Source organism: Entomomonas sp. E7T21, from assembly GCF_058693955.1.
The window spans coordinates 1,441,680-1,457,449 of the sequence record NZ_CP191672.1 but is presented as its reverse complement, the minus strand read 5'-3'; the positions used below and the strand labels follow the sequence as shown (position 1 = coordinate 1,457,449).

Annotated in this window: 17 protein-coding genes; 9 read left to right on the top strand and 8 right to left on the bottom strand. The window is 36.1% G+C overall.

Annotated elements, in window-relative coordinates; translation table 11 throughout:
- The first annotated feature begins 11 nt into the window (after positions 1–11).
- The 6 genes from ACQVD9_RS06985 (at position 12) to ACQVD9_RS06960 (ending at position 4,992) form a co-directional block, all read left to right on the top strand.
- Positions 12–1,325, top strand: coding sequence for a hypothetical protein (locus ACQVD9_RS06985; RefSeq protein WP_264745336.1), 1,314 nt, complete (start codon positions 12–14; stop codon positions 1,323–1,325).
- Positions 1,326–1,331: 6 nt separating this feature from the next.
- Positions 1,332–1,697: a hypothetical protein gene (locus ACQVD9_RS06980; protein ID WP_264745335.1), complete on the top strand. Its 366-nt coding sequence runs from the start codon at positions 1,332–1,334 to the stop codon at positions 1,695–1,697.
- A gap of 39 nt (positions 1,698–1,736) precedes the next feature.
- Positions 1,737–2,111 (top strand): hypothetical protein, encoded by a 375-nt coding sequence (locus tag ACQVD9_RS06975; protein ID WP_264745334.1) that lies wholly within the window; start codon positions 1,737–1,739, stop codon positions 2,109–2,111.
- Positions 2,112–2,164: 53 nt separating this feature from the next.
- On the top strand, positions 2,165–2,581 hold the full coding sequence (locus ACQVD9_RS06970; RefSeq protein ID WP_264745333.1) for a hypothetical protein: 417 nt from the start codon (positions 2,165–2,167) through the stop codon (positions 2,579–2,581).
- 120 nt (positions 2,582–2,701) lie between these two features.
- Complete coding sequence (locus tag ACQVD9_RS06965; protein WP_264745332.1) at positions 2,702–4,000, top strand: hypothetical protein; 1,299 nt, start codon at positions 2,702–2,704, stop codon at positions 3,998–4,000.
- A 137-nt stretch (positions 4,001–4,137) separates the two neighbouring features.
- Complete coding sequence (locus tag ACQVD9_RS06960; protein ID WP_264745331.1) at positions 4,138–4,992, top strand: pilin; 855 nt, start codon at positions 4,138–4,140, stop codon at positions 4,990–4,992.
- A 16-nt stretch (positions 4,993–5,008) separates the two neighbouring features.
- Here ACQVD9_RS06960 and ACQVD9_RS06955 read toward each other — a convergent pair whose 3' ends face one another.
- Genes ACQVD9_RS06955 through ACQVD9_RS06945 form a run of 3 tightly spaced genes read right to left on the bottom strand, consistent with a single transcriptional unit; the run spans position 5,009 to position 8,161 of the window.
- A complete protein-coding gene (locus ACQVD9_RS06955; RefSeq protein WP_264745330.1) occupies positions 5,009–6,268 on the bottom strand; it encodes a chloride channel protein in 1,260 nt (419 codons plus the stop codon).
- Positions 6,269–6,285: 17 nt separating this feature from the next.
- Positions 6,286–6,957 carry a TerB family tellurite resistance protein gene (locus ACQVD9_RS06950; RefSeq protein ID WP_264745329.1) on the bottom strand — a complete coding sequence of 224 codons (672 nt, stop codon included), beginning with the start codon at positions 6,955–6,957 and terminating at the stop codon, positions 6,286–6,288.
- 28 nt (positions 6,958–6,985) lie between these two features.
- Positions 6,986–8,161 (bottom strand): hypothetical protein, encoded by a 1,176-nt coding sequence (locus ACQVD9_RS06945; RefSeq protein ID WP_264745328.1) that lies wholly within the window; start codon positions 8,159–8,161, stop codon positions 6,986–6,988.
- Between the two features lie 198 nt (positions 8,162–8,359).
- Between ACQVD9_RS06945 and ACQVD9_RS06940 the strand changes: the two genes are divergently transcribed.
- Positions 8,360–9,025: a tetratricopeptide repeat protein gene (locus ACQVD9_RS06940; protein ID WP_264745327.1), complete on the top strand. Its 666-nt coding sequence runs from the start codon at positions 8,360–8,362 to the stop codon at positions 9,023–9,025.
- A gap of 65 nt (positions 9,026–9,090) precedes the next feature.
- Here the strand turns inward: ACQVD9_RS06940 and ACQVD9_RS06935 are convergent, their stop codons facing one another.
- Together ACQVD9_RS06935 and ACQVD9_RS06930 are read right to left on the bottom strand one after the other, a co-directional pair.
- Entirely contained in the window at positions 9,091–9,969 is an 879-nt protein-coding gene (locus ACQVD9_RS06935; protein WP_264745326.1) for a hypothetical protein, read from the bottom strand.
- Positions 9,970–10,078: 109 nt separating this feature from the next.
- Positions 10,079–11,320, bottom strand: coding sequence for an NAD(P)/FAD-dependent oxidoreductase (locus tag ACQVD9_RS06930; protein WP_264745325.1), 1,242 nt, complete (start codon positions 11,318–11,320; stop codon positions 10,079–10,081).
- A gap of 227 nt (positions 11,321–11,547) precedes the next feature.
- On the opposite strand from ACQVD9_RS06930, the gene ACQVD9_RS06925 reads away from it, so the two are divergent.
- Positions 11,548–12,066 (top strand): hemerythrin domain-containing protein, encoded by a 519-nt coding sequence (locus ACQVD9_RS06925; protein ID WP_264745324.1) that lies wholly within the window; start codon positions 11,548–11,550, stop codon positions 12,064–12,066.
- Positions 12,067–12,106: 40 nt separating this feature from the next.
- Here the strand turns inward: ACQVD9_RS06925 and ubiT are convergent, their stop codons facing one another.
- The 3 genes from ubiT to ubiU are packed head-to-tail and all read right to left on the bottom strand — an operon-like array spanning position 12,107 to position 14,473.
- Positions 12,107–12,541 (bottom strand): ubiquinone anaerobic biosynthesis accessory factor UbiT, encoded by a 435-nt coding sequence (gene ubiT / locus ACQVD9_RS06920; RefSeq protein ID WP_264745323.1) that lies wholly within the window; start codon positions 12,539–12,541, stop codon positions 12,107–12,109.
- Positions 12,542–12,551: 10 nt separating this feature from the next.
- On the bottom strand, positions 12,552–13,448 hold the full coding sequence (locus tag ACQVD9_RS06915; protein WP_264745322.1) for a U32 family peptidase: 897 nt from the start codon (positions 13,446–13,448) through the stop codon (positions 12,552–12,554).
- 11 nt (positions 13,449–13,459) lie between these two features.
- Positions 13,460–14,473 carry a ubiquinone anaerobic biosynthesis protein UbiU gene (gene ubiU, locus ACQVD9_RS06910; RefSeq protein WP_264745321.1) on the bottom strand — a complete coding sequence of 338 codons (1,014 nt, stop codon included), beginning with the start codon at positions 14,471–14,473 and terminating at the stop codon, positions 13,460–13,462.
- Between the two features lie 370 nt (positions 14,474–14,843).
- Between ubiU and ACQVD9_RS06905 the strand changes: the two genes are divergently transcribed.
- Positions 14,844–15,326: a GyrI-like domain-containing protein gene (locus ACQVD9_RS06905; RefSeq protein WP_264745320.1), complete on the top strand. Its 483-nt coding sequence runs from the start codon at positions 14,844–14,846 to the stop codon at positions 15,324–15,326.
- The last annotated feature ends 444 nt before the right edge of the window (positions 15,327–15,770 follow it).

Genomic DNA, 15,770 nt, shown 5'->3' with positions numbered 1-15,770 from the left:
GTAATCAAACCATGACTATATATAATATATCTGCAACAATAAAAACCAATACAGCCCCAGAAAATCTTTACTATGCTATGGAACTGTATAAAACGGATTGGTCAGGTAATGAAACCTTTGCCCTAAGGCCTACAGGCAAATATCCATTACAGGCTGGGAATAAAACCCAATTGCATCCCTCACTAGATATCAATGATCCACCAGAAACTTGCTATATTCTGTCTATTGATCTCTATCGTAAGGTGGGTGTTGACTATATCAAGATGAACCAAGACCCAATGACTGCCATCGTGCCTTTAAAGGGTTTTCAAACAACGGATAAAGACTGGGGTGCCTCCAGAGAGTTTGAGTATTTTGAAACGACTCAACCAACCCAAAAAGAGCGAAATGGTCAGGTTAATGTTTTTCAATTAAATATATCCTCTAAACCTAGAATATTTGAAGCTAAGGAACATGGTATAGGTGATCCACTTGACCCTTTTACTAAGCAAAAGGTTGAGGATGAGTTAAAAGTTAGAATGACTAGGCCTGTGCCCTCCATTCAATTTGATCCATCATTAAGTGCAAGTGAAAATCAAACAGGACAACAACTTCAAAAAGAAAGAAGGCGTGTTTTATTTTATCCATATCAAGATCAATCAATGTTTTGTGGACCTGCTGCTTTTTTCTATTGTATACAACAAGACCGACCAGATATTTATCAACAAATTATTAAAGAATTATGGGAATCTGGGGAAACAAAAATAGGCGCTTTAAAAATGGAAGCAGATAACAGTGTAAGGCATCCTACAAAATTCTTTAGAGAAAATGGCAAACCTAAAATACCTGCTATTGATTGGATAACAATGGCCAGTTTAAGGGATACTGAAAATACCGCTCTTTTTTCTATTAACTCTCCTAGTGGTGGCTTTCTTTGGTGGAACTGGGCAGGCGCTGTGACCATGTGGAGAGTATTAGAAAAATGGTTTAGAAAAGCAGGTGCCACTAAAAAATACGATAATATCAGTATTTCCCATAGTAATTTACAAGCTATTAGTATACTAAATAATTATATCTCTTCAGACCATCATGTAGTAAGTTTAATTAGAGCTGGTATGCTCACTAGAGGTGAAAACTCTATTACCAAAGATCATTGGATTATTTGGGAGGATAAAGTGAGATTATTGGATGGTACAGAAGTAACAACCGCTACACCATTAACAGAGAAAGTACAGTTAAAATTATTTTCATGGGGTGAAGTAAATCAGCAACTAGAAGATAATCTTACCTTAGATCAATTTCTAAAACATACTTTTGGAGGGTTGGTATTTTCTAAAATACCATAATAACCAATGAAAAAATTAGGCCTTATACTTATAGTAATTTTTTTACTAATAGGGTGTACTCCAAAAGTTATTATTACGCCTGATAAGTTACCCGATGCTGTTGTAGGAGAACTATACTATACAGAAATTGAAATCACTGGTGGAACAGGTCGTGTAACATCTGTAAATAGCGTTATAACTCCAAATGTACTTTTCTTAGAGCCTAATCCTAAAGCTGGTTGGGGGAATTATAATAAGAGTATTATCATTGGAAAACCAGAAACTACAGAACTCATTATGGTAAAGATAACAGGAGATATGGCTCCATCTTTTTTTAATAGTGATCCAAAATTCGAAAAAACTTATGTAATTAAAGTTAAAGAGAGTAAATAATTTTTTAGGATAAGAGTAATTAAAAAGGAGTTTTTAAATATGTTTATAAGGATATCTGTATTTGTACTATATTTTTTACTAATAGGTTGTACTCCGTCAAAAGTAATAATTACTCCTGACACATTACCTGAAGCAATTGTTGGAAAACCTTATTATGCTGAAATTGAAATTAATGGTGGTTCTGGTCCTGTGACAGCAAGTGGGTTTAAAAGTACTTCAACTTCAAATAGATTATGGGTAGAACGAAACCCTAACAAAGAAAGCGGGTTTTATAACAGTCTTATTGTACATGGTAAGCCATTAACAACAGAAACTGTTACCATAAAGATACGTGGAGGCATGATACCTACAGGTTGGAGAGCACCTTCTGACTTTGAAAAAACTTACGTGATTAAAGTAAAAGAGAAAGAATAGCTTTTCAACGTAAGAGTAATTTAAAGGAAGTTATAAAATATATTTATGGAGAAATGGTACAAAAATACCTTAATTTTATGAAAAAACTTATTAATGTATTCATGATAAATACTATTCTTCTAATCAGTGGATGTACTGTTACTGAAAACCTCCTTGTGACTCCTGAAAGTTTGCCAGATGCTACAATAGGAAAACCATATTATGCAAAAATTATTATTCATACAAATGGTGGAAATATTCGTTCATTCAATGTACCAATAATGCCTTCTAATTCTGGCTTAACCACAAATATCTGTGATCCTAATGACTCATCATCTAATGCATTGAGTTGTATTGTTGTTCAGGGAACTCCTAACCAATTAACAGAGATTAAGGTTAATGTATCTGGCAATATAACTCCTTCACATGGAGTGTTATATAAAGTACGTAATATTTTTGATAAAACTTACATAATAAAAGTAAAACAATAATGAAAACTAAAGTTATTAATAATATATCCATTTTTTTAAGGGTAAAAAGGGAATAAAACGATTTAGCATCATATTTAAGTAGTTTTTGTTGTTTATATAAGACTTAAAGGAATTAATACTATGGCGAAATACACTGTATATACTCGAGTAGAGTCTAATGTTTCTTATAATGAACTTTTTTATACCATGCAGGTTTACAGGGATATTAATGGTACGCGGTTTTATGCGGTACCCATGACAAATAAACGCCCTGTACAGGCAAACTATATGACACAACGGCATGAAACTGTAGATATTCCCTCTAGAGGATATAATATTAAAAGCATTAACTATATTATGGAGGTTATGCTATATCGCAAAATCGGTGATGAGTTTATTGAGGTATTAGATAAACCTGCAACAAGCATTGTTTCTTTATTAGATTTTGCTACTGATGGCAATGCTGATAGAACATCGAGAACCAATGTTTGTTACTTTGAAACCACTCAACCCACCCAAAAAACGACTGATGGACAGGTTAATACTTATCAATTAAAAATTTCTTGTAAAGAAAGGGTATTTATTGCGCCTGAACACCCTATTGACGACCCTGATGATCCATTTACCAAAACAAGAGTTGAGGCAGATTTAAAAGCAAGATTACGCCCTTACCCGACAGGTAGTAGAAAATCTTTATCCTTTGAAGAAAAGTTAACGCAAAATTTATCTTACCCCGATCAAGGAAGCTCTAATCTATGCGCACCAGCAGCATTTTTTTATTGCTTATTAAATGATCGACCAGACTTATACCAACAAATAGTACGAGAACTTTGGGAAGATGGTAGAACAAAAATAGGCTCTAAAACTATCATACCTAGTACTGCCTGTACTCGTCCCATCAACTTTTTTGAATATGATCCGTCTTTACGCAAAGACGTTGTAAAAGTACCTGCTATTGACTGGATAACACTTGCCAGCCTGTGTGATGCAGAAAATCTTGTTTTTCCTTATGACTCTCCCTCTAATAAGCTTTCGGGTATTATTTTTGAGGGTAGAATAACCTCTTGGTTTGAAAGCCTTGGCGCAAAATGTTTAAAAACTTATGCCGTAGATGCTATTTTTGGACGCCATTTAAGACAAAGAGAAGTCTGTGAGATTAATAATTACGTTAGTTCTGATACCCATACTTTAACCATGATAGGTAACTCTATACTTTACTCCCCTCCTCATCAAAATGAAATGCGGTGGGTTGTATGGGAGGATAAGCTAAGGGTTGATGATGGTAGTAATGCTGAGGTTAACCATGAAACACCTTATATGGCTAAGGTATCATTAAAACTATTTGCACAAGGTAAGCTAATGACTACTAGAAAGGGATTAACCTTAAAAGACTTTTTAGAGCATTTAGCAGGAGGCATTATTGTTACGCAGATACCTTAACAAATAGGTTTTTAATGTTAATTAAATTTATTATTTTTTGTACTGCATCACATTACTTTAAGCTAATTTACTTAGCTAGATTTATAATTGGTTTATAATATTCCTTTAATTAACTGCTGCCTGTTAGGTACAAAATAATGAAAAAAGTAATAGCCATTGCTAGTTTAGTATTTAGTGTGCAGTTTGCTACAGCTACTGAGACTAATTCAAAACCATCGCTGGAGCAACATCAGGCAGCTATGGGCTTTTTATTAGCACAAGAAATTGTAGAAGCTGGACGTTATTTTAATAAGCTCTATGCAGAATGTCCTCATAGTCTTAAAGATATTGGGTTGCAGAATATTAATCAATTAACTGCTAATTTATTAGCAGCAGCAACTATTGATGAAAACTGTTACGTCACTGTTAGTTACACCAATCAAGCCCCTGTTGCAGAAACCTTACAAGGTAAAACGCTAACGATTAAACCGAATACTAAAGAACTACAAGTATTAGTAGGTGAATGTAGTTTTGATGGCCCCGCTGAACTTGCTCCCCCTAAAGATTGTAAAAGCCAAGTATTTCCTTATCTAACACAAGATGATACACAAGTTATCGATGGTTTTGTAATGGCCTATAGAACGCATAACCCTGCACTGTTAAAAGCAGATGCTTTAAATGAGCTTTCTTCACTTATGTTGTTACCTAAAATGATGGTAGCTCAGTTTTATAGCGAACAAAAGCGTTGCCCTACTAATAATCAAGAGCTTGGCCTATCTGCTCCTGAAGAGTTGTCAGTCCGTTTTCTAAAAGGTATTGAAGTGTCAGGTTGTGATATAACAGCTACCTATAAAAATGAAGCACCACTACCTAACCACTTTAAAAATAAAACGGTTACTTACTCTCTGTATGTAGAACCTAATAATCAACCATCACCTAATAGTGATTCTGATTGGACCTGTCAGTCTGATTTAACACAAGCTGATTTACCAAAAGATTGCCAACCTGAATAATAACAGGTTGGTAGTACTAATAAATACTGACTTTTTTCAGCAAATTAAACATAGCCACTGAACCTACCACTGCAAATAACATGGGAATCAAGCTATCATGATTAGTTCGCGTTACTTCTAGCATAAGCACCATTGCCGTGATCGGCATTTTCATAGAAGCCGCTAGAAAGGCGGTAGCCCCTATAATAGCAAACGCACTCATCGGCACAACGGGAAAGACTAAGTTCCAAACACTGCCTAGCAAGATAGCTAATAATGCACCATGCATTAAACCTGGTGTGAGTAAGCCACCTTTAGCCCCTACCCTTAATGAAGTGATGGTAATACAAAAACGAACGATTAATAAAATAGCCACTAACTTGATACTTAATGCACCATCAAAGCCTAATTGTAGAGGTCCTTTACCATTGCCTAATAGCTCAGGTAATGGGATAGCCAGCAACCCTATTATTAAAAAGTTAATAAGTGCTAGGGGAATTAACCGCCCATCTTTCGGCGCTTTATTTTGTGCGGCACTGGTGGCTTGTACAAAGTAATAAGCCGCACAACCAATAATCGGCCCAACCAAAACAGCCCAGATCACTAACGAGTAGCTAAGCGTTATATCGCCCACATGATATTGGTGGGCATTACCTAAGCCTGACCAAGCAATCACAGCCGCTAAGGTAGAGGTAAAAAGAGCAGGAACAACACAAGTCCAACGAAAAGTAACCAGTAAGACTTCTAGGGTAAATAATGCGCCAGCTAAGGGAATATTATAAACAGCGGCTAGACCAGCCCCTGCACCACAGGCAAGCATAACCTGTGCATCAGGAACCGTTAAACCTAGCTTTTGCGCTAACCAACCAGTTAAAGATGCACTGGCCTCACGAGGGGCTAATTCACGCCCTAATGGTGAACCTAAGCCTACTGAGACGATCTGTAATAGATCATTCGCCCATGTTGTTAAAATGGGCATTTTAGGCGGATTAGCTTTCACCGCTTGGCTAATACTGACTAGTTTTTTACCATAACGGTATAACGCCCACCAACCTATACCCACCACTAGTCCGCAAATTACTAAAGCAATTACTCTGCGCAAAGGATCTGATGATCTAACAACCTCTAAAAAACTTTCATTAGAAAAAAATTGTTGTAGGTTATAACCAAAAGCTAAACGTTGTACAATATGCAACAGTATAGATAACAATAATCCTACTAACCCAGCAATCACGCCAGTTAATAGCATAGCAATAAAGTAGCTAATGTAATAACGACTACGACGTGGCGATGGCATATTTAATAAAATCCTTACTAGAAATTATGTAACATACGAATTAGTGTATAAGCTTCGTGTATTTTTGCAGTGAGTTCGGTTGCGGCACAAACCTCATCAATACTGCCCCCTGCTCCCATCACTTTATCAGGGTGATGTAGGCTTAACTGGCGTTTATACATTTTCCTAATAAGCTCTGGTGGGCTATCTATGCCTACCTCTAATAACGCTAACGCTTGTTGGTGCTCTTGAGTAAGGTATACAGGACGATAAGGGATACCCAATTTTTCAATATCAATACGTGCCCAGCCTAACCAATAACCCCATAGGTGGACTAGTTGATATTCGCGTACACTTAAATGGCGATCGGCCCACACCATCCGCCAGCAACTTTGTAATAACATCTCTTGGGCTAATTGATCGCCTTGAAAGTAGCGTAATGAGGCTTCAAAATCATCTGTGGCTAGTTCTTGCCCTGCTAGATAACACTGCATTGCCTGTTGTACTTTATCTTCTGATAGATGCAGTAATTCCGTTTCTGTAATCACTTGTTGCAGGTGTTGTTCAGTCACATTACCTTGACTGCGCGCAATATGGCCTAATAGCCGAAAGGTTAATTCTATATCAACAAAAATAGCTTGCCCCGCTAGACGGTACTTTGCAGCTAGCAGGTGAGCAAAACGAGTAAACTTATCTTTTAGAGATGGCAAAACAGTTCTCAACCTTACAACAAGGTTACTATTTTGCCATAATATCAGTGTCTGTACAGCTATTATCGGCTTTAGTCGCAGATGAGTGCATTAAATAACCTTTCTTCAAAGGTTTAACATAGAAATAAAGTGTCTCTTCTATGTCGTCTTCTTTAGTACCATTAAAAGTTACTTCGACTTGGTATAGATCATCGTCTTCACACTGTTTAACAGTGCCATAAAAGCCATTACGCTCTTTTAAACTACGTTGTAAATCTACTAATTCATCTGCATTGGCTTTAACAGAAAACCTTTTAGCCACTGCTTGACTAAGTAATAACCAATCATCCACAAAATCTCTGGCATTAGTTGCTGTAGGTTGTTCCCTAACCACTTTATCACCATTAATTTGATAACGATAAATGCCTTTACGGGTTAATAGATCACTGTCAATCATTGCTACATCAGCTTGTAACTCAAAGCCATTGGCTAGCTTTTTTAAATTAATTAAGCTATGGCCTTTATAAGTAATTAACTGACGGTGCCATAAAGTAGCTTGTTGAGTCTCAGCATCTGCAAATTTTACGACATCAAATACCAAAGGTTCCCATGTAGCCGTACACCAAGGTGAACCATGCAGAACAACTATTTTCGGTGCTTCATTAGCTTTAATAGGCAATACTAAGTAATCATAATAATCACTATAGGCGCCTGTAATCATTCGATATGGATTGCTTTTCCACAGTAAATCACGTTGCCATCCTTTATCCCTAAAACGATAGCCAAGTAATACATTATCATTACCACAAGGAATACCAAAGCTGACTTGTACGACCAGTAATCCTGCTGTAGCAGGTGGTTGTTCAACCACGATTTGTAAATCGTAGCCGTAAATAGCCTCAACTTCATCTAATTCAGACAGTTGCAATGCTTTTAATAAATCCGTTTGAATAGCAGCTACATTAACAGCTAAACCTTTTTCACAAGCTAACCGCGCATCCACTAGATTAACTAATGCTGTTTTCAGCTCTTCAATATGTTTAATAGCCTTTCTAGGCACATAGCCATATTGTGCATCAGGATCTTCTATTTGTAATAATTCTACTAAAGGCTCTTTTACGGCTGTAATTTGCTTATCTGTTAAGATGGCACAGTTTGCATTCGCATAGGAAGCAAATAAAATAATCGCTAAAGAACCCAATAATGACAATAATTTAGTGACCATAACACACTCTAATTAAAAGGCTTGTGGCCAATAGACAAATTCCAAAACAACAAATCATTCATTTACTTTAGAAGTTTATATGTAACAGAACATTTTTTCAAAATAAAACTAAAAAAAATCAAAAATTGTTCAGAATCCTATAGAATAATTGATCGTTTTTATTAATTAACCATTCCTACTTTTAATGTTGGGTACACTATGGCTTTTCTAAAAAAATTAATGGGTAAGACAAAAAACAAACCAAAACGCCTTAACCCTGAAATATACGACCTTGCCGCACAAGGTAGTCGCGAAGCATTGCTTATCTATATAAACTACTGCCGAGAAGCCAATATTAAACTAGATTATGAGCTTTTCCAACAGGGACTCTATAACTCAGCAGAACAAGGTAATGCAGAATCACTTTATGATATTGGTAATTTCTACTTAAATGGTACACTTGGTTTCCCCCAAAGCAATGAACAAGCTATGGAGTATTTTTTAAGGGCGGCTAAATTAAACCATACTAATGCCATGAACCAAATTGCTTTTAGCTACCTAAAAGGACGTGGTGTTGAAGCTGATGACCAAAAAATGTTGGAATGGTATGAACGCTCAGCAGGGTTAGGTAATGCGGATGCCATAACCAATATTGGCAATATCTATGCACATGGGCAAGGTGTCGAAAAAGATTTCAATAAAGCCAAAGAGTATTTTTTAAAGGCTGCCGAACAAGGCAATGCCAATGCCATGAATAACCTCGCCTACCTATACCAAAATGGTTTTGGTGTAGAAAAAGATGAGGCTACAGCCATGGAATGGCTAAAAAAAGCCCAACAAATTAAAGCTAAACAGCCCGTTAGTATTGGAATTATGGATAGTTAAAAAGTATCTTAATCAGCAACTAATTATTATAAAGACACCCATTATTTATTAATGGGTATCTTATTTTACCCACCAACCAAACTAGCGAGTGTTGTATAAGGCGCTCGGCACTTTGCGTTATCACTTGTTAGGTGTTTAAAGTTAACTCCTTCAACCATTCCTCTATTTGAAACAGGTAACTCTGCTATCACATTATTATTTGTAACATCAATCAATTGATAATTGCCTTGTGGTTGATATTTATTTGCTTTTTTAGCTTCCTTAAAATCTAGTTTATAAATAGAAGTTGGAGAATCTATATTAGTTACTTTTATACACTTATTTTTTTGTTCATATTTAGCATAAAATTCTAACTGTTCATTCATATCTCTTGTTAAACTTTCTGGTAGAACACATGCTTTACTATCAGGTTTATCCAGCTCTACTCTTACATACTCTCCTACTTTTTGATTAACTGTCCACTTAGGCGCTTGTGGATAATTGCCCAACATAATATATGCTTGGTTATCTGTGCCATATACTTTAAACTCAATAAACACCAGCTTTCTATCAAACAATAATTCCGTTATTACTTGCTCACGTAATACACTATTCTCTTCTATAATTACACTACTAATTTGGTAAGGATCTTTAGGAAACTGCTCAAGTGCTTTTTCACAAAGTTTTTGGGTATTTTCACCTCGCTCTACAGTTGTTTGCCAATGGTTTCTGTCATCACCACCATAAAAGGTATTTATTGAAAGCTGTTTTATTGCTTCAATAGCAATCCAACCAAACAAAATAGTAATGCCTATTAATATTATTTGTCTATTTGGCTTGCGCTTAGATTTCATTATTCTAATAATGCTAATTAAACAAATAATAAACACTATCAGTTTTAGCAATCCACCATCAATAATAAGTACGACAAATAACAGTATTAATATAATGCCCATTAAAGTCATTATTAATTCCTTAATTAGTTCCTAATTCCATTAACATTAAGCCTTATTTACTGATAAGTAAATGATATTTTTTATCGTTATTTATTGAGCAACTTTAATTTTAAAAAATCTAACTAAACCGCTTAATACTATAAGGTGTAGGATCAGTAAATGGTTTTTCACCTGTTATTAAATCGGCTAATAACCGACCAGAGATAGGCCCTAGTGTTAAACCGTGATGGGCATGGCCAAAGTTAGTCCATAACCCTGCCATATTGGGCACAGCACCAATCACAGGGCGCATATCAGGCATACAAGGGCGACGACCTAACCAAGGGGTTGTTTCAACTGCCTCACCCAGTGGATAGATAACTCGTGCAATAGCTTCTGCACGTTTTAATTGAATATCATTAGCAGGCTTATTAGGGTCGGCAAATTCAGCGCCTGTAGTCAGGCGAATACCATTGGTCATTGGCGCTAAAATAAAGCCAGCCAAATGATCACAAATAGAATGTTGTAATACGTGTTCAGGTTCTACCTGATAATGCTTATGGTAGCCACGTTTAACACCTAATGGTGCATAAACCCCAAACTGCTTTAATAAGCTAGCGGAATCCGCACCTAATGCAATTACAACATTATCAGCTGTAATAGTTTGTTCATTTGCTTGTACTGACCAGCCATTAGCTGTTTGCTTTAAGGTATTAGCATCACCTTTCAGCAAAGTACCGCCCAATTTAACAAATAGTTGTGCATAGCCTTTAGTCAATAAACTGGGATCAGTCACTGTTTTTGGATCTAACCAGTGAATACCGCCTTTAACGCTGGCTTTTAATGTTGGTTCACGCTCACGTAATTGTTGTTTGCCTAGTACATCATAATTCAGTTGATAAAAATCCAGTTCAATAAGGTCTTGTAGCGCATGGTTAAAAACTTCTTCATTCCTAAAAACCTCTATCCAACCTTTAGGACTAATCAAATGTTGTAACCCAGCTTGAGCTACCCACTTATCATGCTCTATGACACAGCGTTGAATTAATGGCCACATATCAGCTGCTGCTTGGGCTAATCGTTTAGGAGCAGAATGCCACCAATATTTTGCTAACCAAGGAGCTATTTTAGGTAAATAGGAAAAATCGTAACGAACATCACTTTGATTGTTAAAAGCGTAACGAATTAATTTACTTAATTCACGGGGAAAAGCATAAGGTATAACACTGCTTCGTTCAATTAGACCCGCATTGCCAAAGCTAGTACCTTCACCAGGCTCTAACTTATCAATTAAACAAACGCTTCTACCTCGTGCTTGTAACTGTAAAGCACTGCTAACACCAATAATACCTGCGCCTAGAACAATACAATCATAGTTCATTACTATTCCTATAAGAGAGTATTTAATTAAGACTAAATGCTAAGTTACTATTATAACCTTATATATAACCATTAATAAGTTAATCTTTTAGCATAATAATATGATTAATTAATCATATTATTATTTCTATTTGCCACAAGGTGAAATATAATTCACCCCGAAAAACAGCTCCCCCTAGACTTAAATTATTGATACTAAATAAGTATCTTAAGGCAATATGTAATACTATGTTAAACCGCATTATCTCCCTCTTTAAATCCAATAAATCTCAACCTAAAAATACTAACTCCACTAATAACGCTACTAATATTCATGGTGGCAAATATAGCCCTACCCTTATCTCAGGTTTGATTCATGATCATAAGGAATTATTAAATATAGCAGGTACAATTCAGGCGTTATATGATGCTAAAAAATGGAGTGATTTATCTAAACAGTTAAGTATTTTTCGTGAAAAAATATATGCTCATTTAATCACTGAAAATATTAATCTTTATATTTATCTACAGCGCTCTCTAAAGGACAATCCTGAAAGTCTTGCAATGATGCAAGATTTACGCAAAGAAATGACGGGCATTAGTAAAGCAGTTACTGCTTTTTTAACTAAATATACTGATTTAGAAAATAATACTGACCATCAGCAACAATTTGGTACTGAGTTTAAAGGCGTGTGTGAAGTATTATTGAAACGCATCGAGTGTGAAGAAAAAACCTTATACCCTATGTATGCGCCTATCCCAGCTTAAGTTAGCTTCTGGAAAAAAGTTAAAGTCAATTATTCATACCTTAAGTAATAATTGACTTTATTAAAGGAACAGCTGACCAATCAATACTATCTAATAAATTTTTGATAATCAGACCGAGTTCCGTATCCCCTTCAATTTGCAATTTTCTATTGAAAAATAAGGTATCAGGGTCTTCTTTTCTTAACATCATTTTAGTAAAGTCAATCGTATTTGCGGTAAAGCGTAAATCAGGTTCGCCTGTATGATTACTAACTAAAAATTTTTGCTCATTGGCTGTAAAGTTAATCACTAAACCTAAATCATCAATCACGATCTCAAATTGTTTACCTGCAAGTAATGACATATCAGCCATTAAAATATTCTTTTTCAATAGTTGATTAAGTGCTATCACTAAGCTGTATTGGGTAGGCTTACGAGGTAACAGCTTGGTTACTTTTTTAACAAAAGGTGGAAATGTAATTTCAGGTAATTGCATAACTATTCTCCTACACAGGCATAATGCCTGCTTGACCTTGCCAATAACCATCTACTAGACCATGCTCAGTAAACTCAGTCAATTGTTTTATAGCATCATCAACATTTAATAAATTATTAATCACCCCATAATGTAATTGAATAATTTCTGTCATATATTGGTGTTGTGGTGATAAACGTAACATTTTAATGCCTAAGTTAGCCATCTCTTGATGATGCCCTAATAATACTTGGCAATCAGCCGACATGGTTTGAATACCATTCATGGTAAGGAAAGATTGCCCGTCTCTGGTTTTTAAGGTTAAGGCATTAGGGTGTTGCTGACACTTAAACTCACAACTGTCTTTCTTTAAATTATAGTAACGCGCTGTAAAACAACGAGAAGAAAAAGCCAAAGGTAATTTACCCCAACCAAATATTTCACAATCAATACGTGGTTTAGTTTCTAAGATAGTGGTTAAACGTGCCGCAGACATTTCCACAGGCGGTATCCAACGCACAGCACCCAACTTTTGGAAAAAAATTAATGTTTGTTCATTGTAAATATTAAGCGTTTGCCCCGCCACAAAGGTTAATTCATTATCAAAGGCTAATTTAGCAGCCCCTATATCATTAGCTTCAATTTTAAAAACATCTTGCTCGACAAATTTACGGAGTCTTTTTAGATCTGATTCACTCTCCAATAATACTTGTGATGAAAAAACCACTTTCTTCCCTGCACAAGCCAAATCCTTAGCTAAATCAAACCAATCAGCAAAACGCATTTCTTGACGACGAGAACAAACAGCCTCCCCCAGATAAATAGTATCTACTGGTTGTTCGGCCATTTGCTGATAAAACTCTAATAACTGCTGTTTAGGCCAGAAAAATAATACAGGGCCTAAAGAAAGTGCTAACTTGGGTTGCATACTTTGCCTCACTATTTCCAAGGGCGACTATAAGCGCCTAAGGTAGCTTGTTGTCCTTCAGATACTTTTGCTAACGCTTGTTGCCAACTAGTATTGACCATAAAGTTTTGTGGTTGTTTGGCTGCCATATCAATAGCTTTTCTTAATATCTGAGTTACTTGCGCCGTGTAAGCTGGACTACGTTGTCTGCCCTCCACCTTAATGGCAGCTACACCTATCTTGATTAGCTCAGGTAGGATTTCAATAACATTTAAACTGGTAGGCTCTTCTAATGCATAATAGGTATCTTCTTGTACACAAAATCTACCTTTACATAATGTAGGATAACCTGCTGGTTCATTGGCTTGGTATTGATCGATCAGCACATTATTTAAACGTGCACTCATGGTTTGCTTATTGTCTTTTTCCCACCGTACAAACTTAGCAGGTGAACACACGCCATGGGTATTTGGCGACTCCCCTGTCACATAACTAGACAGTAAACAGCGCCCCTCTACCATTACGCATAGGCTACCAAAACCAAACACCTCTACTTCTACTTCAGTATGCTCTATTACATTAGCCACCTGTGCTACGGTGAGAACTCTTGGTAATACTACACGTTGGATATTAAATAACTCTCTGGCTAAATTAATTGCTTCATAATTTGTTGCAGAGCCTTGTACAGAAAGATGTAATCTTAAATTGGGATGGGTGTTATGGGCATAATTTAATAATCCCATATCCGCTAAAATAATAGCATCGACACCTAACTCGGCGGCTTGATCAATCGCCTGATGCCATTTAGCTACTTCGCCTGCTTGTGCATAAGTATTAATTGCCATTAATACTTTACGGCCTCGTAGATGAGCGTATGCTATTCCCTCTCGAGCAGACTTTAAATCAAAATTTAACCCTGCAAAATTGCGTGCATTAGTGGCATCCTTAAGCCCCATGTAAACAGTATCTGCTCCATTATCAATAGCAACTTTGAGGGCAGGTAAATTACCAGCTGGACAAACCAGCTCTGGCGTTGTAAGGTTCATTGATCTACCGCTTATATATTAAGTTATTGAGATACACCTCATGATTTTCAACAAGGTAAAAGACTTTTAATTACAAAAACACGATGATTATATAAAGTGGCTTTCATTGTAAACAATAACCCAAAGTATCTAGTTGATATGGATTAGTTTACCTACTAAGGATGACAAGGCATGATAAGAAGTTAAAAATAAAATTGAATAACTACTTTTAAAATAGCGCGTTGATATAAAAAATATTAACCAATTTTCTTAATAAACAAAAAGTTTAATACCACCCCTTTAATTTAACTATACTAAAAACTTTAATATTCTAAATTGACTAACAAGTAATTTTACTTTTAACTGTATTTTTATCCTAAGGAAGGAGAGCATGATGGATTTTCAATTTACTGTTGTTGAACTACCCGATATTCAAGTGGCGGGCATGACTGTAGAAACAAACATGGAAAAAGCAATGATCGACTGCCCTGCCTTATGGCATAACTTTGGGCCTCGAATTTGTAGTGAATTAGCCAACTGTGCCGAAATTTCCAAAACGGGCGAAAGCTATGGTATTTCAAAAATGATTGATGAAAATCGTTTTACTTACTGGGCAGCTGTTCAAACCACCCGAATTAATACCCTACCAGATGACTTTAAAACCATGACTATTCCAGCAGGGCTTTATGTAAAAGGTACTGTACCTAGCCTAGAAAAATTAGGTGAAGCACTCACTGCCATGTATATGCAATGGCCACAAAGCCAAACTGACTATCAAATAGATATGCAAGGTGTTTCCCTTGAACTCTATGGAATTAACTGGCAACCCAACGACCCACTAGAAATTTATGCCCAAGTTATTAAACAATCTTAATTAAAGACGATGGATAGCCACCTAAGCTATCCATCACTTACCCCTCACTAAATCCCTCAACAACTAACAATATCCTTTTTGCTTATTAGCAACGCGGGCTGATGGTAAAGGGCTTGTTTTCATTATTTTGTGATGTTAAATTAACAGTGCTCTATCTAAATCGGTAGAGTATGGGTTTGGTCACCCATAAACAAGTAATACCGCCATAGATACTAGCTAGCTATTGCTCGCTTGTGTCCGCTTTTATGGCGGACTATGAGTGGGACACCTTTCGAGGTGTGCCGATTACTTGTTTTCGGTTGACCAACCTGCTTATAGTCCGCCCCCAATAGTTATGCTGTTATTAGGGGTTAACTCTGTTATAAAAGGGATTTAGACCATGCACAGCGTAATCAAACCAATACTTTTCTATTTAGCTCTACAAAACGTCACTAATTATAAGGT